The sequence below is a fragment of the Moorella humiferrea genome, assembly GCF_039233145.1.
Lineage (GTDB): Bacteria > Bacillota > DSM-521 > Neomoorellales > Neomoorellaceae > Neomoorella > Neomoorella humiferrea.
Map to the genome: position 1 here is coordinate 2,378,619 of NZ_CP136419.1, position 16,424 is coordinate 2,395,042.

Sequence of the window (16,424 nt, forward strand, 5' to 3'; positions counted from 1 at the left end):
AAGGATAGGCCCCCTTAATCGCCGGCCGTCTGACAGCCGCAGCGGTTGGATATAGTCATGACTAGGACTGCTTCACCCCGCTCAGCCGCCGCCTGGAAAAGCCGCCGCGCGGCCTGCCAGACGGCTTCTTCGTCGCCGCGGATAATAGTGCTCATGGCGTTGACCTCCACCTCCACCCCGCTTCCTTCCAGGGTCGCCACCGCCTCCTTTATTACAGGAGTATAGGCGGCCGTCCCCAGGGGGTATAGAGACAACTGGCAGGCAAGGAACATAAGCTTCCTCCCTCTTTTAGTTAATTGCGTATCATCAATATAATTACACCCAGGAATTTAATCAAGGGGATATGATTCCCTCAAAAAGTAAAAAGATGGGAACGAAGTCCCATCTTCCTATCCTAATATTATTTAGGTTTGACTGTTACAAGCTACGAAACGGGCGATGCTGCGATCATAGGTACGTTCTACCTCCGGCGGAAAAAGGCAGCCTGGTAGTTCGTTATATTTGCGATGGTAAGTAATACAATCGCAGCATTTACCCTTGCGGCTGCACGGTTCATAGGTGCAGGTGCACCTGTTTTTGTTGGCCTCTAAATTACACTGGGCCATTTCCTCTCCCCCTTTTCCTTCTGCCGGGCTTTACCCGGGCCAACGAGTGATTTTATGTTCATAATAGACAAGGGGTTTTTTACCTTCATTAACCGCGGCCGCCACCACCCGTCCGGTAACGATAACATGATCGCCGCTCGTAAAGCGGTCGGCCACCTTGCATTCCAGGTTGGCCAGGGCGTCTTTTATCCGGGGAGTGGCCGTTACCGCCGCCGGTTCGGTGGCAATACCCAGTTCTTTAACTTTATCTACGTTGCGCCCCGAACGGCTGCCGCAAAAGGCGGCAATATTCTCCTGGTCGTCGGCTAGAACTGTTAAAACAAATTCCCCCGCGGCGTCCAGCAATTCCAACACATAGCGATCGGGATGGAGAGCCACCATAACCTGGGGAGGATTGGAGGATTCCTGGGTAAACCAGGCTACCGTGGTCACATCATGTTTTTCCCCATATTTCACTCCTACCAGGCCGCAAGGACAGGCGATTTTACCCAGGGCGCGGGTTATCTCACCATTCACCACGGATCAGCTCCTTTCTTTAGGCAAAATATTCCTCGCATTATTGATATTTTAATCTCCCATCACCGGCCGGTCAATTCTCTCAAGGCAGTAACCTCTCTATCCGTCAGCTCTCTATATTCTCCTGGCTTTAACGTTTCATCAAGTACCAGAGGTCCCATGGCAATACGCTTAAGATAAATCACCTCTTTGCTGACGGCGGCGAACATGCGTTTAATTTGGTGATATTTCCCTTCATAAATGGTAACTTCTGCTTCTGAACGAAGGCCGGCCCGCAGGATTTGCAAGTCGGCGGGCAGGGTGCAGTAGCCATCTTCAAGGAGCACCCCCCGGCGAAAGGCTTCCACATCTTCCCTGGTGACCGTCCCCTGCACCACCGCGTAGTACTTTTTAGGCACGTGCTTTTTAGGAGATAAAAGGTTATGGGCCAGGCGTCCGTCGTTGGTTAAAAGCAGTAACCCCTCAGTATCCTTGTCCAGACGCCCTACAGGAAAGGGCCGGCGAGCCCGATAACAGGGCGGCAGCAGATTAAGAACAACTTCTGCCGTCCTATCCTCCGTGGCGGACACCACGCCCCGGGGTTTGTTGAGCATTATATAAATATAAGGCCGGTATTCCACATATTCGCCATCAACAAACAGCTGATCTTCACCCGGTATAATATTGAGCCCCGGGTCCTTTACCGGCAGACCGTTAACCTGTACCCTTTCTTCTTTAATCAGCCTTTTAATTTCTTTGCGGGTTCCATATCCCATGTGGGCCAATATTTTATCCACCCGCTGCCGTTTTACCGGCGCCATGACTAAATCCCGCCTTTTTTACTGCAGAGCCTTCTGCCAGTAGTCCTGGATGATGCTCTGGCCGTAGGTAGTACCCGGTACGGCCCAGCGGGCATTCAGCCCCACCCACGTGGGCGCCGTGCCACGGGGCACTAAATTAAAGCGCGGGTCGTAGAGCCTTTTACCGGCAGGGAGGGGGGCATTGGTGGCGTAGGCGTAAAGATGCTGGATATGAGCCTCGACGCCTATGGCTGGAGTAGCGAAACTCGCCCCATAGAAACCAGGCTGCAGTTTAACTGCCTGGGGATCGGCACCGTTAAGAGGTTCCTGCCCGGTTAAGGGCTGGCTGGTGGCCCACAGGCCGCAGTAATTGTTCTGCTCTGGTTTGACGCCTCCGGTAAACTGAAAATACCCCGTTTCTTTAACGGCCTGGGCGAAGGCCAAATCACCCCGGATGCCGTATTCGGCCCCTATTTTTAGATAAAGATCGACTAATTCAATGGGGATGGGCAGCATCTCCCGGCCGTACTCCCGCCGCATTTTTTCCGCAATACGCGGCGTCTCCCGGGCCATCCAGGCTTTGAGCTGATCGGCGGTCAAAACGGCCTTGCCCATAATAGTCAGCTCAGCGGTTTTTATTACAGTACCGTCGGGTAATTTGATCTCCGGCTTATACGGTGCCAGGAGTTCCTTGGCCTTCTGGAATTCCTGCAACTGGATGGCATCGAAGGCCTTTACGCCCATGGCCGGGAGGTCGGCGGAGTTTACCACCCTCCCGTCTAAGAGCCGCAGGTTGGAACGATAGGAGGCCAGTTCCTCCAGGAGCTTGTACGGCGCCGATTCTATCATTACCGACCGCGTGGCCTCCACCCAATTGACATCGCATCCTAGGGCCTCACCTACCGCCCGCAGAGGCACCACCGTACGCCCAGCCGGGGTGATCCGGGCTTTCCCATAAGATGGGGGTATGCTCAATACCGTTCCGTTGATTACTATTTCCACATCATACGTATTTTTATTTAGCCGCGCCGGCGGCGGGGGCGGATTGTCCTGGGAAGTAATGATCACCTGGTTCGTCTCCGCCCGCCAGTCCACCTTTACGCCCAGGTTTTCGGCGACTACCCTTATAGGTACATAAGTTCTGCCATTCTCTATAAAAGGTCCCTGGTCCCCCGCTGGAATTTTAAGCAAGGTATTATCAATATAAATGTTTACACCTGTCCCTGGCCCCGCCGAGGCAGGTATAACGACCATGGCCGTTATAAGCAGGGATAAAATAAAGACGGCTGTGCGTATATAAAACTTCATGTCTCCAACCCCTTCCCGGGGTTGTATATTCGACAGCCGCACAGTGATTTCCTGCGATCATATCTTTTACAAATTCAGGGCATAGTCAACCGCTTTATAAGCATGGTCCCGTAGCTTCCCCGGGGAAGTCTAAAAAAGAGGCGTACTTTTTCTTTACCGGGATAAAGCTCATCAGGCTCTGGTAACTGCAACTGCAAATTGGCAGGAAAGACCACCGCCTCCCGAAGCGTCGATTTAAAAAAGGCCTGACGAACGCGGCGCAGGTTAAAACTGCCGTAATGAATACCCCTTTCGGCCAGTATCGTAGTGAAAAGCCCCCGGATTCGTTCGTCGGGAAAATCCATATGGGTAGCGGCCAGGGGCAATACAAGGGAACGCAGGTAGGCCAGTTCTTTCCTTTCCAGGCGGCGGTAAAAAAGATAGGGGCCGGCTGCTCCCGGTACGGCCGTAAGCTCAAGTTTCATATCCTGTAAAACCCGACGCACCAGTTCGTTAAAGAGGTGGCTCTGGTAGGCGGAAAAATAAAGGGAGAGCTCTTCCCTGGGGATCATCTGCAGTGCTTCGATGTAGGCCTTAGGCCTGGCGGCGAGAAGGGAAAAGATTTTATTTTCCATAACCGTTTTCGCCCGGGTGAGGCACGTCTCCCAATCGCCCCAGTGCTCGCGGAAAAAAAGCTTGCGTTCCCTGGCCTCCCTTTTTTCTTCCGGGTAAATGCCGGTAAGATATATTTGCAGACTACCGTTATAGTGCCTTTTCAAAAGCCTCTCGGCCATAAACCCCATCTGGCGGTCCATGCTGCCGAAACGCTGGTCGTCGTAATAATTAGGGTAACCGAAGCCCCGCACTTCATCAATTCGGCGTTTGATCCGGGAAGTCTCCACGGCGCTTAAAGAGCGCAGAGTAATGGCAAACTCGTTCCCCTCCAGGAGGTCAGGTCCCATGGGCCGTTCTAAATAGCCCACGGGCTTAAAAGTATAATTCTCATCTTCTGTAGTTAAATCGGCGTCGTGCTCTACCGTAACGTACTGGAAAGTATGGGCATGTCTGTCCTTTAAGCCTCCATAGGCGAAAAGACGGTAGGGAAGATTATGCACTCTGGCGATGCGCATTAAAAGATCGATGGTGTTCCAACCTTTTTTCTCCAAAAGATAAAGCCGGTAGGGACCATGTTTTCGCAACGGTAAACGAGCCATTTCCCGGACCACGAAATCCTCAGGTTTGACTTTTAGTTTCATAACCGTTCTCCTTAGCCAGCGAATTATTTCCTTAATTATGTATCATATTTTTACCTTCCACGCAAATAGGATACTTGCAAAACCCTTGTCCTCATTAAAAATTAGAAGTACAATAAAGAAAAAACTGTCAAGGGAGGCAACGTCTTCATGATTAGAAGGGCCCACGAATTAAAAGAAGAAAAGATAACGGGTTTTAAAGGCGGCCAGGGCGAGGTGACTATCCTCCATATCCTGGAGGAAGATAAAAACGAATTTAACGGTAAAGGCCGTCTTTACGCCCGTTTCACCCTCAAACCGGGTACTTCCATAGGACTGCACCAGCACAGCGGCGATTTCGAGGCTTATTACATCATAAAAGGGCAGGGATTGGTTAACGACAACGGAACGGAAACGATAGTCAAGGCCGGCGATATGGTCCTTACCAAGAACGGCGAATCGCATTCCATAACCAATAACGGCGATGAAGACCTAGAATACATGGCGTTAATTCTTTACGTATAGCCTATTTTACTAAAACCCCTACACCGCCAGGGACGGTGTAGGGGTTTTTTAAGTCCTTCGGTAACCCTTTGCTAGTTCTGTGAAATACTATACTTAAGAAGGCACAGGTAGGCGGGAGATAATTAACACAAACTTAACATAAAAATAAAGGAAAAAGACCAAAAGCAGGCGAATTATTATTGCAGGATATAAGTAAAACTACGCCGTTTGGAGGAACCTGAATGCTGGGATTAAAATCGTCTGACGAGCAGTTTTTCAAGCTCTTCGAGGAAGCGGCGGAGATTATTTACCAGGGTGCCTCGCTGTTGCAGAGCATGATGGACAAATACGAAACCATCGAAAAACGGCTGGACGAACTGGTAGCCCTAGAGCAGAAGGGCGACAAGGTTACCGACAAGATCATCGATAAACTAAACAAGACCTTTATTACGCCTTTTGATCGCGAGGATATTTACAGCATCGCCCGGGAACTCAATGAAATTATGGATTCCGTCTGCAGCACGGTGGAAAAAATGGTCATCTACGAGGCCGGCAGGCCCAGCGCCCGTTTTAAAGAAATGGTGAATATTTTTGTACGAGCGACGGATAATGTCAAGGCTATGGTATACAGTATACGCAAAATCAAGGATAACACCACGGCCATAATCGACCTCTTTCACGAAATAACCAAAGACGAATCCCTGGGAGACAAGGTTTATCGCCTGGGAGTAGCCGATCTATTTAAGCACGGCAAGGACGCCATTGAAGTAATTAAGTGGAAGGAAGTTTTCGAGCAACTGGAAACCTCGCTGGACAGGTGCGAAAAGGTGGCCAAACTGATCCGGGGAGTAGTTGTCAAATATGCTTGAGCTGCTGATCATCGTGGTAATTATCCTGGCCCTCCTTTTCGACTTTATCAACGGGTTTCATGATACGGCCAACGCCATCGCCACCTCGGTTTCCACCCGGGTACTGTCGCCCAATCAGGCCATTATCATGGCCGCTGTTCTCAATTTTTTCGGTGCCCTGACTAATACCGAAGTCGCCCATACCATCGGCCAGGGCATTGTCGATCCCCGATTTATCAATAACGAAATTATCATTGCCGGGTTACTGGGAGCCATCATCTGGAATCTCCTGACCTGGTATATTGGTCTGCCTAGCAGCTCTTCCCACGCCTTAATCGGCGGCATCGTCGGCGGGGTCATTGCCGGCAACGGGTTTGCCGTCTTAAACGCCAAGGGCCTTATTGAAAAAATATTTTTACCCCTTATCACTTCGCCGATTATCGGCTTCATCGTCGCTTACATAGTCATGGAGTTTATTTTAATCCTCGTCGGCAAAATGGCCCCTCGCCGGGTCAACAGGTATTTTTCTTTCCTCCAGATTCTTTCGGCGGCTTTTATGGCCTTCAGCCACGGCTCCAACGACGCCCAAAAATCCATGGGTATCATCACCGCCGCCCTGGTGGCGTCGGGGATATTACCCTATTTCCATGTACCCTTTTCCGTAGTCATCGCCTGCGCCCTGGCCATGGCCCTGGGGACCTCCATGGGCGGATGGCGGATTATCAAAACCGTAGGTACGCGCATCATCAAGCTGGAACCCATCCACGGTTTTGCCACAGAAACTTCGGCAGCCATGGTTATTATTGGGGCTTCCCTCTTAGGTAAACCCGTAAGCACCACCCACGTCCTGTCTGCAGCTATCATGGGCGTGGGAGCGACCAAACGCCTCTCAGCCGTAAGGTGGACGGTGGCGATAAATATCGTAAAAGCCTGGTTATTGACGGCCCCTGCCTCCGCCCTCGTTGCTGCCCTGGTGTACTTTTTGATTGACAAGCTGTAGATTAATGTATCTGCCGCTGTTTGTTTTCAACTTCGCGTCGCAGGCGGGAAATTCACTCGCGAGGTAGTTTACACGTCTCTTGAATGTAGCCCGGGACAGGGGCGAAAGGTATGTGGAATACGAAGCTGCCGGTGTCAACTCACTTAAAGCAAAATGGGTGTGATATTGTGGTCAGATTGAGCCGCAAATTAGAAAAAATAACCCTTTCTCCCAAGCAATTAAAAAGCATGGCGGATTTCGCGGGCCGACAGGGGGATGTCCTGGCCTTGTTTTTATATGGTTCCTACGGTACGGAGTGGCAAACAGCTCTATCGGATGTTGATCTGGCGATACTGCCGATGCCGGAAACCTCGTGGGACTATAAGCGCGAATTGGAGCTGGTGGCCGAATTTTGCCATATTGGACGGAGCGATGATATCAACGTGGTCAACCTGCATCGCGTTCCGGTGACCCTGCAAATGCGGGTATTAGAAACAGGACGCCTCCTGTATGTTAAAGATGAAATATTGCTGGCCGATTTCAAGGAAATGGTCATTCGCCGTTATTGTGATTTTGAACCCGACTTGAAGAGCCTGTACCGGGACTTTGATGCCGGCCTGCGGGAGGAATTCCTGTGACGGTTGATAGGGAAAAAATCCGCCAGAAGTTGCAGTTTATGCGGCAACAACTAAGGGAGCTTAAAAAGTTCCAAGGTATGGATTTAAGCCAGTTCCAATCAAATAGCCTGTACGAAGCCGCGGCCACAAGAATGCTGCAGGTAGCCATCGAAGCTATGCTGGACCTTTGTGCTCATATTATCTCCAGAGAAGGGTGGGGTTTACCAAAGTCCTACGTCGAAACGGTTGAGCTGGCGGCCCGCAACGGCTTGATACCGCAGCAGCTGGAAGATACCTATAAATCCATGGCCCGCTTCCGCAACTGGATAGTCCATCTTTATGACGAAATTGATGCTGTTGAAATCTGGAATATCATTCAGAACCATCTCGAAGATTTCAGGCCATTTATGGAAGTAGTTATACGTAGATATCTGAGTTAAACAGTTAATTCTCCCGAAACACTAGTAATTAAGCGGGCGGTTCCTCTTCCGGGACCCGCCCGCAAATTTTTCTACTCCACCGTCACGCTCTTGGCCAGATTGCGCGGCTTGTCGACGTCGCAGCCGCGGGCCACGGCGGCGTAGTAGGCCAGAAGCTGCAGGGGCACTACCGTCACCATTGGAGCCAGCAACGATGGTACAACTGGCAGGTAAAGAACCTGGTCAACTTCTTTTTCGATGGCCGTGTTGCCTTCCTGGGTCAGGGCCAGCACCCACGCGCCCCGGGCCTTGACCTCCTTAATGTTGCTGATTATTTTCTCTAATAGCTCTACCTGGGTGGCCAGGGCGATGACCGGCGTTCCCTTTTCTATTAGCGCAATGGTACCGTGCTTAAGCTCCCCTGCCGCGTAAGCCTCGGCATGGATATAAGATATTTCCTTTAGCTTTAGGGCGCCTTCCAAAGAGACGGCGTAGTCCATGCCCCGGCCGATGAAAAACACGTGTTCATGTTTGGCCACCCGGGAAGCCAGTTCCCTTATCTGTCCTTCGGCCTTTAGGACTTCGGCAACGTTATCGGGCACCAAACGGAGCTGCCGGCCCAGATCGGCGGCCCAGGGAGCGCCGCCGCGTATTTCGGCCAGGTAAAGGGTGAACAGGTACTCGGCAAGGACCTGGGTAAGGTAAGCCTTGGTGGAGGCCACGGCGATCTCCGGTCCCGCCCAGGTATATATGACGTGGTCGGCTTCCCGGGCCACCGAGCTGCCGACGACGTTGGTAATGGCCAGGATCTGGGCCCCCGCCTTTTTGGCCGCTCGCAGTCCCGCCAGGGTGTCAGCCGTTTCCCCCGACTGGCTGATGACCAATCCCAAAGTTTTCTCGTTAATTATAGGGTCACGGTAACGAAACTCCGAGGCTATATCGTCTTCCACCGGCAGGCGCAGCAGCTTCTCCATGAGGTACTTGCCGACCATACCAGCGTAGTGGGCGGTGCCGCATGCGATGACGGCTATCTTTTCAATGTAAGCGGCCGTCTCCGGCGTCATATTCACGCCTTCCAGCTTTACCCTGCCGTCGGGCTGTAATCTGCCGCCCAGGGTGTCGCGCAGCGCCCGCGGCTGCTCGTGAATTTCTTTGAGCATGAAGTGGGCATAGCCGCCCTTCTCGGCAGCCTGGAAGTCCCAATCTACATGATATACCTTTTTATCTCTGGGAATCCCCCGGGAGTCATAGACCCTGGCCCCTTCAGTCGTTATATGCACGACTTCTCCGTTTTCCAGGATATAGGTATTTCTAGTATGAGCCAGCAGAGCCGGAATGTCTGAGGCCAGAAAAGTCTCCTCAGAAGAAAGACCTACGATTAACGGGCTGTCCTGGCGCACGCCGACAATCTCCTCGGGGTGGTAGGCGCTAGCCACGGCCAGGGCGTAGGAGCCGCGTAAGTGGGGAAGCATCCTAAGAACCGCGCTAAAGAGGTCGCCCTCATAAAACTGCTCCACCAGATGGGCTAGAACTTCCGTGTCCGTTTCAGAAACAAAGCGGTGACCGGCGGTCGTAAGCTCTTCCCGCAGTTCCAGGTAATTCTCGATGATGCCGTTGTGGACCACGGCAAACTTGCCCGTACAGTCCAGGTGGGGATGGGCGTTAACGTCAGAAGGCCGACCATGGGTGGCCCAACGCGTATGGCCGATGCCCAGCCGCGCCCCGTTTAAATTACCATTAAGCCGGCCCTTCAAAACCTGGAGTTTTCCCGCGCTTTTTTCTACCTGCAGTTCCCCACCATTCACTACCGCTATACCAGCGGAATCATAACCCCGATATTCTAATTTTTCTAGTCCCTCAACCAATATGGGAACTGCCGGGCGTGGGCCCAGATAACCTACGATACCACACATCAATATTCACTCTCCCTTTTTATTAAGGCAGGGAGAGATAAAGGGTTACCCGGCGCCCTTTGTCCCCGGGATTGCTCCCGGGTTTTGTAGCGCCTTTGACGGTCGTAACCGAACCGGGGGGCACCCGCCGATGCCTCGATAAACCCCCTCCTCGTCAACCGACCGTCTTTGCCTGGTGGTGTAACGCCAAAACGGCCGGTCCCGGCGCTTGCCTGAATCTCCGTCCTTTATCTCTCCCTTTAAATCTGCCGTCTAACCCGGACCCCCTGTCGCGGGTAAATCACCCCCCTTCACTTCGGTGATTGCCCCATACAAATAACTTTATAGCCCGCTGACGGCCTGCCGCAGCTCTTCCATTATGATCTCCAGCTCCTCCCTGTCCGGCCCTTCCACCATCAAACGAATAATGGGTTCAGTACCCGAAGGCCTGACCAGGACCCGTCCCCGGCCCGCCAGTTGCTCCCGGGCTGAGGCCACGGCTGCGAGAAGAACGGGACTGGCCATGGCCGCCTCTTTGTCTGTAACCCTGACGTTGACCAGCAGTTGGGGAAGATGGGGCATGGACGCCGCCAGTTCCGACAGTGGCCGCCCTGTCGCGGCCATAACCTGGAGCAGCTGTACTCCCGTTAACAGACCGTCTCCCGTTGTATTGTATTCAAGAAGGATAATATGGCCCGACTGCTCGCCCCCCAACACGGCCCCGGTCCGCAACATCTCTTCCAAAACGTAACGGTCGCCGACGGCCGTCTGCAGCACCCTGAGACCCGCCGCCGTCAGGGCCTGATGCAGGCCGAAGTTACTCATAACCGTCACCACCACCTGGCCGCCGGGAAGCCCTCCCTGTTCCTGGCGGGCGAGGGCGAGAATGGTCATGATGGCATCGCCGTCGACTACCTGTCCCTTTTCATCTACGGCGATAACCCGGTCGGCATCACCGTCAAAGGCCAGGCCGACATCGGCTCCCCTGGCGACGACTTCGGCCTGAAGAACTTCCGGATGGGTCGAACCGCACCCGACGTTTATCTTAGTACCATCGGGGTCATTATGCAAGGGGTAAATTTCTGCTCCCAGACGCCGAAAAACAGTAGGGGCGACCCGGTAGGCGGCGCCGTAGGCGCAATCCAAAACCACCCGCATACCGGCCAAACCCCGGGTGGCGGTACTGCATAGAAAGGCTACATAACGCTCAACAGCCTCCTCCATTACCTTTACCCGACCCAGCTCTAAACCTACCGGCCGTGGCAGGGTGTCTTCGCCCTCCAGAACTAACCGTTCGATCTCTTCTTCAATCGGGTCGGGCAGTTTGTAGCCGCTGGCGCTGAAGAATTTAATGCCATTATCGGCGACGGGATTATGGGAGGCGGAAATAACTACGCCGGCATCGGCCTCCAGATTCCGGGTCAACCAGGCTACCGCCGGAGTGGGTACAATGCCCACCTTTAAAACATCCCCGCCTACGGAGCAGATGCCGGCTACCAGGGCCCCTTCCAGCATATCGCCGGATATACGGGTGTCCCGACCCACCACCACCCTGGCACGACCCTGCTGTCCGGTAAGGACAGCGGCACCGGCCCGTCCCAGGCGGAAGGCCAGTTCAGGCGTAAGGCCGCCGTTGGCCACCCCGCGGACCCCGTCAGTCCCAAATAACTTTCCCATTCACTATCACCCTCATGCTGGATAATGCATCATATGTTATGGTCTTTAGTTTGTTGCCTGTCATGACGCCCGGCCGGGATTGACAGTACCTTCGGCTTGAACGTCGGTTTTCTTTATTTCAACTACCACCCGCACCCGAGGGAAACTGCCGACTTGTACCCCCGAAGGAATTTCCAGATTAGTTTCCACCGTTACGTTTTTCGTGGCCCCGGCAATGTTTATGGGGGCAGTATTGATATAGTCCAAGGATGCCAGAAGTTTGTATGGCGCAAAGACTTCCACCACTTCCGGTTGGAGGATTACCCTATCGATGGTATAGCCTCCGGCCACTTCCCCGGATAACTGGGGCCGTACCGCCACAATTTTACTGGGCATGTCCTGAACAACGGGAATAAAGGTTTCAACCACCTGGGGATTGAGGCTTAGCCATTCCTCCAGGGGGTGGCCGTCCCTGTCAGCAACCTTGACCGGCAACTGGGCTAGGAAATTGCCCCTCGCCTGGTCGATTTGGGCCTCTACATATACCCGGCCTATGCTTTTCAGGATGGCAGCCGAGCCGGAAACAATTACCTGGGACGGCTTAATGACCGGTTCCAGGGCGCGATACCCCCCCGCCGGCGTGCCGACAAGGCTCACCTGTACGGGAAGCTGTATTTGTTCGATTTTATCAATCTTTACGGCAACCTGAGAGGGATTGATATGGATGATATTTATCCCTTCCGGTGCCTCGACGCGAACAGGCAATAGATTATCGCCTACTTTAGCCTCGCGTAAGTCCACATAGGCGTGCACGTCCCGGGGCAGCAGGTTGTTGATTACTGCCTTGCGACCTTCCACCCGGACCTGAACGTCTTCCGGACGATCGGCAACTACCAGACCCTCCTTTAAATTGACCGTCTCCAGGGGCACCCGCACCACTTTAGCCCCTGTGGGATTCTGCTCACCCGTAACATAAATCCAGAGGATAATGGCCAGCCCCACTGCCAGCAGACGATATATCCAGTCCTGACGCCAGTGCTCCCACATTTTTACGACCTCCAGGGCCACAGGGATATATTATGGTTGACCTGGGGCAACAATAAGCTCTGCAGTAGTTCCCTTAAGCTTTTTTCTTCCAGGAAGCGGGTAAGTTTTCCTCCTTCGGCCACGGATATAACACCCGTTTCTTCGGAAACCACCAAGACAACAGCATCGGATATTTCACTTATTCCTAAAGCCGCCCGGTGCCTTGTCCCTAATTGCTTGCTTAAATAGGGGCTTTCCGAAAGGGGTAGAAAACAACCTGCGGCAACCACCCGGTCCCCTCGGATGATGGCTGCCCCATCATGGAAGGGCGTCAGGGGAACAAAAATATTGATCAGCAGCTCGGCGGAAACGACGCCATCGACACGGATACCCGTCTCGATATAGTCATTGAGACCTGTTTCCCGCTCGATAACTATCAGGGCGCCGGTCCGATTTTTGGCAAGGACCTGGACAGCCCTGACTAATTCGCTTATGAGTTTTTCCATATCTTCGGCGCCCAGGGTGGTTAAAGGCCGGGCAAAAAATTTGCCCCGTCCGAGTTGTTCCAAAGCACGCCGCAGTTCCGGCTGAAAGACAACCGGCAGGGCCACCACAATGACCAGGCGCAACTGGCTCAACAGCCAATTAATGGTGGTGAGGTTCAACCGCTCGGCAATAACGGAGGCGACCACCAGTACCACCAGTCCTTTAATCAGCTGCACCGCCCTGGTACCCCTGATAAGCATGATGAATTTATAAATCACAAAGGCGACGATGCTGATATCGAGGGTTATCCGTAAAAAATCAATTATATTCAGCGATAAAATGTAGCGCCACAGGGCCGCCAAACCATTCACCCCAAATTTTCCCGCCGGCTCTAGTTAGTATATGGAGGTCCCGTCACTTCATTCGACAAAGGAAAGGTAAATCCCTTCTTTTTTTAATTCCACCCGTTTTTTCTAGTTGTCACCGACCGATGCTTCATATACAATAGCCTAAAGGGGGGTTCCAGGTGCGCAAAGTTTATTTTTCACTGCTCCTCATCAGCCTTTTTTCCGGGCTCCTGGTAGCCTGGCAGTGGCGTTCCCATCAGGCGACCGCCGCCTTAGAAAAGCAGGATCCGGCCCTCATCGATATTATCCATTCCCTGGAACAAGAAGACGCCTCCCTGGAAAATACCATCGCCAATCTGCGCGGCCAAATCGATGCCCTGCAGAAAGCACGTTCTAAGGGCGAAGATCGCCTGACCGCCATCCAGCAGGAAATCGACGCCTTAAAACTTGCCGCTGGCCTGATTTCTGTAACCGGACCGGGCATCGTCGTCACCCTGGATGATAACAGTGCCGGCGCCCAGGCGGCCAAGAACAGCTCTCCGGCTACCTACAAACCGGAAGACTATATCATCCACGATAAAAATATCCTTTACCTTGTCAATGAATTAAGGTCTGCCGGCGCTGAGGCCATTGCTGTCAACGGCCAGCGCATAGTTACCAACTCGGACATCCGTTGCGTCGGCACCGTGATCCTAGTAAATTCTACGCGTCTGGCGCCGCCATATGAAATTCAGGCCGTCGGCAATCCCGACGCCCTGGAAGCGGCAGTACTAAAGTCGGTGGACTTTAACTTCTTGAAGAGCCGCGATTTTCCGGTCAAGGTAACCAGATCCCCCGCCCTAAGCCTGCCGGCGTATAACGGCAGTTTTTCGCAAGAACACGTCCGCTTGGTTAATAAGGAAGGTGAGCAGCCATGACGGTCACCAAAGGCTGGTCTATCTCCCTGATAGTAGTTTTCTTAATCCTGGGCCTGCTTTTATCCCTTCAGTTCCGCACCCAGCGGCTTCTGACCAGTTCCCTGGAAGCTCAGAAAACCGAAGACCTGGTGGCCATGTGGAAAAAGTTAAACGAAAAGCGGACGAAACTCCAGGATGAAATAGCCCAACTACAGCAGCAACTCTTCACCCTCCAGACCGGTTCTGATCAGGACAGTGAAGCCAAAATTTCTTTAGAGAAGGATCTGGCCAGGCTGCAGGTGATTACCGGCACAACTCCCGTCAAAGGACCCGGGGTGACGGTTACCATTACCGGCGACGCGCCCCTCCTTTATGAAGATCTGGTGGACATCGTCAACGAGCTGTGGGCCTCGGGGGCAGAGGCCATCGCCATCAACGACCACCGCGTCAACGCCTTCACGGCCATCGCCGATAAAGAAGAGGGCTCCAGAATTTACATCACCGTCAACGGCGAAAAGCTCCTTTACCCCATTGTAATAAAGGCCATCGGCGACCCCCACACCCTGGAAAAGGGGCTCACCTTTACCGGCGGCCTTATCGAAAACCTCAATACCATGTTCAATATATACCCTGATATTAAAAAAGAGCAAAACCTGAGCCTGCCGGCGGCGTCCCTGCCACGCTGGCAGCATGCCAAACCCCTGCCCGCCTCCAGCACGGCAGCACAGCAAAGCCAGGCAAAATAAGGGCCTGGCTTTTAATTTGGTTTTAAATTACGGGACTGTTTCAATAAGGCGTATTCCATGCTGTCCAGGAGGGCTTCCCAGCTGGCCTCGATGATGTTGGTAGAAACGCCGACGGTGTTCCATGAACCGCTGCCGTCCCGGGACTCTATCAACACCCTCACCCTGGCGCTGGTGGCGTCCTTTTCATCGAGTACCCGCACCTTGTAGTCGGTGAGGCGCATGCGGCCGATGACGGGAAAGACTTCTTCCAGGGCCTTACGCAGGGCATTGTCCATGGCGTTGACGGGGCCGTTGCCTTCCGCCGCGGTATGGACTACCTGTTCGCCTACTTTAAGCTTCACGATGGCTTCCGACGTGGCCTCCCGGCCGGGCCGTTTTTCCACCAGGGTCTTGACGTATTCTACCTCAAAGGGCCGGCGGTACTCGCCCAGCGTCTTTCGTAGGAAAAGCTCCAGGGAAGCGTCGGCCCCTTCAAACTGGTAGCCCCTTCGTTCCATCTCCTTGATACCGTTGATCAGGGCCTGTTCCTTTTCTTTGGAAAGCTCCACTCCCAATTCTTCCGCCTTGCAGCGCAGGTTACTGGCCCCGGCCTGATCGGAGACGAGGATGCGGCGTTCGTTGCCCACCAGATGGGGACTGATATGCTCGTAGGTTTGGGAGGCCTTCAGGACGGCGCTGACGTGGATGCCGCCTTTATGGGCAAAGGCGCTGTAACCGACGAAGGGTTGATTGCCGGGGGGTACCACATTGGCTATTTCGCTCACATAACGGGAAACCTCGGTAAGGTGGCTCAACTGCCCTGCGGGGAGGCATTGGTATCCCATCTTCAGCTCCAGATTGGGTAAAACCGAACATAAATTGGCATTGCCGCAGCGTTCGCCAAAACCGTTAACGGTCCCCTGGACCTGACGACAGCCGGCCTTGACGGCGGCCAGGGTATTGGCCACCGCCAGATCGCCGTCATTATGGGCATGGATACCCAGGGGCACCTGGATTTCCTGGCGCACCCGAGTGACGATGGCGGCCACCTCGTCGGGCAGGCAGCCGCCGTTGGTGTCGCACAGCACCACCCATCCGGCCCCGGCCGCCGCCGCGGCTTTTAATGTCGCCAGGGCATAATCGGGATTGGCTTTAAAGCCGTCAAAGAAATGCTCGGCATCATAAATTACTTCCATCCCCGCCGCCACCAAAAAGGCAACGCTGTCGGCGATCATGGCCAGGTTCTCCTCCAGCGTTGTCTCCAGGGCGGCCGTTACATGGAGGTCCCACGACTTGCCGAAGAGGGCCGCCGTTTTTACCCCAGCCTCTTTGATGGCCAGCAAGTTGGGGTCAGAATCGGCCCTTCCCCCGGGCTTGCGGGTGCGGCCAAAGGCCGTAAGTTTCGCCTGCCGCCAGGTCATCTCCCTGGCCCTGCGGAAAAACTCCATATCTTTGGGGTTGGCCCAGGGCCAGCCTCCTTCTATATAATCCACGCCCAGGCGATCCAGGCAGGCGGCGATTTTTATTTTATCTTCAACCGACAGGCTGATACCTTCACCCTGGCTGCCGTCCCGCAGGGTGGTGTCGTAGATATAGAGTTTCTCAGCCAT

Annotated in this window: 18 protein-coding genes; 7 read left to right on the forward strand and 11 right to left on the reverse strand. The window is 53.6% G+C overall.

Annotated elements, in window-relative coordinates; genetic code table 11:
* Window positions 1-14: 14 nt before the first annotated feature.
* From MHFGQ_RS12305 to truD, 6 genes are all read right to left on the reverse strand, one after another.
* Entirely contained in the window at window positions 15-272 is a 258-nt protein-coding gene (locus MHFGQ_RS12305; RefSeq protein ID WP_106005442.1) for a thiamine-binding protein, read from the reverse strand.
* 132 nt (window positions 273-404) lie between these two features.
* A complete protein-coding gene (locus MHFGQ_RS12310; RefSeq protein ID WP_106005441.1) occupies window positions 405-605 on the reverse strand; it encodes a DUF6485 family protein in 201 nt (66 codons plus the stop codon).
* Between the two features lie 30 nt (window positions 606-635).
* Window positions 636-1,121 (reverse strand): flavin reductase family protein, encoded by a 486-nt coding sequence (locus MHFGQ_RS12315; protein ID WP_245907833.1) that lies wholly within the window; start codon window positions 1,119-1,121, stop codon window positions 636-638.
* Between the two features lie 62 nt (window positions 1,122-1,183).
* The gene (locus tag MHFGQ_RS12320) at window positions 1,184-1,921 is read right to left on the reverse strand and encodes a pseudouridine synthase (RefSeq protein WP_106005439.1); all 738 of its coding nucleotides are present in this window, start codon (window positions 1,919-1,921) and stop codon (window positions 1,184-1,186) included.
* Between the two features lie 18 nt (window positions 1,922-1,939).
* The gene (locus tag MHFGQ_RS12325) at window positions 1,940-3,208 is read right to left on the reverse strand and encodes a stalk domain-containing protein (RefSeq protein WP_106005438.1); all 1,269 of its coding nucleotides are present in this window, start codon (window positions 3,206-3,208) and stop codon (window positions 1,940-1,942) included.
* 74 nt (window positions 3,209-3,282) lie between these two features.
* Window positions 3,283-4,443 carry a tRNA pseudouridine(13) synthase TruD gene (truD, locus tag MHFGQ_RS12330; RefSeq protein ID WP_106005437.1) on the reverse strand — a complete coding sequence of 387 codons (1,161 nt, stop codon included), beginning with the start codon at window positions 4,441-4,443 and terminating at the stop codon, window positions 3,283-3,285.
* A 147-nt stretch (window positions 4,444-4,590) separates the two neighbouring features.
* On the opposite strand from truD, the gene MHFGQ_RS12335 reads away from it, so the two are divergent.
* The 5 genes from MHFGQ_RS12335 (at window position 4,591) to hepT (ending at window position 7,807) form a co-directional block, all read left to right on the forward strand.
* Complete coding sequence (locus MHFGQ_RS12335) at window positions 4,591-4,944, forward strand: cupin domain-containing protein (RefSeq protein WP_106005436.1); 354 nt, start codon at window positions 4,591-4,593, stop codon at window positions 4,942-4,944.
* 221 nt (window positions 4,945-5,165) lie between these two features.
* Window positions 5,166-5,792, forward strand: coding sequence for a DUF47 domain-containing protein (locus MHFGQ_RS12340; protein ID WP_106005435.1), 627 nt, complete (start codon window positions 5,166-5,168; stop codon window positions 5,790-5,792).
* Window positions 5,785-6,771 carry an inorganic phosphate transporter gene (locus MHFGQ_RS12345; protein WP_106005434.1) on the forward strand — a complete coding sequence of 329 codons (987 nt, stop codon included), beginning with the start codon at window positions 5,785-5,787 and terminating at the stop codon, window positions 6,769-6,771. Before MHFGQ_RS12340 ends, MHFGQ_RS12345 begins: the two co-directional genes overlap by 8 nt.
* Before the next feature lie 110 nt (window positions 6,772-6,881).
* Window positions 6,882-7,388 (forward strand): type VII toxin-antitoxin system MntA family adenylyltransferase antitoxin, encoded by a 507-nt coding sequence (gene mntA, locus MHFGQ_RS12350; RefSeq protein WP_146127135.1) that lies wholly within the window; start codon window positions 6,882-6,884, stop codon window positions 7,386-7,388.
* Window positions 7,385-7,807, forward strand: a complete 423-nt coding sequence (hepT, locus tag MHFGQ_RS12355; protein WP_106005432.1) for a type VII toxin-antitoxin system HepT family RNase toxin — start codon at window positions 7,385-7,387, stop codon at window positions 7,805-7,807. The genes mntA and hepT overlap by 4 nt, the downstream gene beginning before the upstream one ends.
* Window positions 7,808-7,878: 71 nt before the next feature.
* Here hepT and glmS read toward each other — a convergent pair whose 3' ends face one another.
* The 4 genes from glmS to cdaA form a co-directional block, all read right to left on the reverse strand.
* Window positions 7,879-9,699, reverse strand: a complete 1,821-nt coding sequence (glmS, locus tag MHFGQ_RS12360) for a glutamine--fructose-6-phosphate transaminase (isomerizing) (protein WP_106005431.1) — start codon at window positions 9,697-9,699, stop codon at window positions 7,879-7,881.
* Between the two features lie 321 nt (window positions 9,700-10,020).
* Window positions 10,021-11,355 carry a phosphoglucosamine mutase gene (gene glmM / locus MHFGQ_RS12365; protein WP_106005430.1) on the reverse strand — a complete coding sequence of 445 codons (1,335 nt, stop codon included), beginning with the start codon at window positions 11,353-11,355 and terminating at the stop codon, window positions 10,021-10,023.
* Between the two features lie 60 nt (window positions 11,356-11,415).
* On the reverse strand, window positions 11,416-12,381 hold the full coding sequence (locus MHFGQ_RS12370) for a CdaR family protein (protein ID WP_106005429.1): 966 nt from the start codon (window positions 12,379-12,381) through the stop codon (window positions 11,416-11,418).
* A gap of 2 nt (window positions 12,382-12,383) precedes the next feature.
* Window positions 12,384-13,217 (reverse strand): diadenylate cyclase CdaA, encoded by an 834-nt coding sequence (gene cdaA, locus MHFGQ_RS12375; RefSeq protein ID WP_106005428.1) that lies wholly within the window; start codon window positions 13,215-13,217, stop codon window positions 12,384-12,386.
* Between the two features lie 155 nt (window positions 13,218-13,372).
* Between cdaA and MHFGQ_RS12380 the strand changes: the two genes are divergently transcribed.
* Both MHFGQ_RS12380 and MHFGQ_RS12385 read left to right on the forward strand, forming a co-directional pair.
* Window positions 13,373-14,110, forward strand: a complete 738-nt coding sequence (locus MHFGQ_RS12380) for a DUF881 domain-containing protein (protein WP_106005427.1) — start codon at window positions 13,373-13,375, stop codon at window positions 14,108-14,110.
* The gene (locus MHFGQ_RS12385; protein ID WP_106005426.1) at window positions 14,107-14,835 is read left to right on the forward strand and encodes a DUF881 domain-containing protein; all 729 of its coding nucleotides are present in this window, start codon (window positions 14,107-14,109) and stop codon (window positions 14,833-14,835) included. The genes MHFGQ_RS12380 and MHFGQ_RS12385 overlap by 4 nt, the downstream gene beginning before the upstream one ends.
* A gap of 11 nt (window positions 14,836-14,846) precedes the next feature.
* On the opposite strand, the gene cimA is transcribed toward MHFGQ_RS12385, so the two are convergent.
* On the reverse strand, window positions 14,847-16,424 hold the full coding sequence (gene cimA / locus MHFGQ_RS12390; RefSeq protein ID WP_106005425.1) for a citramalate synthase: 1,578 nt from the start codon (window positions 16,422-16,424) through the stop codon (window positions 14,847-14,849).

Bases quoted from the DNA above. Each gene is read 5' to 3' on its own strand.
- glmS (WP_106005431.1), bottom strand. From the start codon at position 9,699: ATGTGTGGTATCGTAGGTTATCTGGGCCCACGCCCGGCAGTTCCCATA.
- glmM (WP_106005430.1), bottom strand. From the start codon at position 11,355: ATGGGAAAGTTATTTGGGACTGACGGGGTCCGCGGGGTGGCCAACGGC.
- cimA (WP_106005425.1), bottom strand. From the start codon at position 16,424: ATGGCTGAGAAACTCTATATCTACGACACCACCCTGCGGGACGGCAGC.
- truD (WP_106005437.1), bottom strand. From the start codon at position 4,443: ATGAAACTAAAAGTCAAACCTGAGGATTTCGTGGTCCGGGAAATGGCT.
- mntA (WP_146127135.1), top strand. From the start codon at position 6,882: ATGTGGAATACGAAGCTGCCGGTGTCAACTCACTTAAAGCAAAATGGG.
- MHFGQ_RS12385 (WP_106005426.1), top strand. From the start codon at position 14,107: ATGACGGTCACCAAAGGCTGGTCTATCTCCCTGATAGTAGTTTTCTTA.
- MHFGQ_RS12370 (WP_106005429.1), bottom strand. From the start codon at position 12,381: ATGTGGGAGCACTGGCGTCAGGACTGGATATATCGTCTGCTGGCAGTG.
- MHFGQ_RS12335 (WP_106005436.1), top strand. From the start codon at position 4,591: ATGATTAGAAGGGCCCACGAATTAAAAGAAGAAAAGATAACGGGTTTT.
- MHFGQ_RS12305 (WP_106005442.1), bottom strand. From the start codon at position 272: ATGTTCCTTGCCTGCCAGTTGTCTCTATACCCCCTGGGGACGGCCGCC.
- MHFGQ_RS12345 (WP_106005434.1), top strand. From the start codon at position 5,785: ATGCTTGAGCTGCTGATCATCGTGGTAATTATCCTGGCCCTCCTTTTC.
- MHFGQ_RS12325 (WP_106005438.1), bottom strand. From the start codon at position 3,208: ATGAAGTTTTATATACGCACAGCCGTCTTTATTTTATCCCTGCTTATA.
- MHFGQ_RS12320 (WP_106005439.1), bottom strand. From the start codon at position 1,921: ATGGCGCCGGTAAAACGGCAGCGGGTGGATAAAATATTGGCCCACATG.
- MHFGQ_RS12340 (WP_106005435.1), top strand. From the start codon at position 5,166: ATGCTGGGATTAAAATCGTCTGACGAGCAGTTTTTCAAGCTCTTCGAG.
- MHFGQ_RS12310 (WP_106005441.1), bottom strand. From the start codon at position 605: ATGGCCCAGTGTAATTTAGAGGCCAACAAAAACAGGTGCACCTGCACC.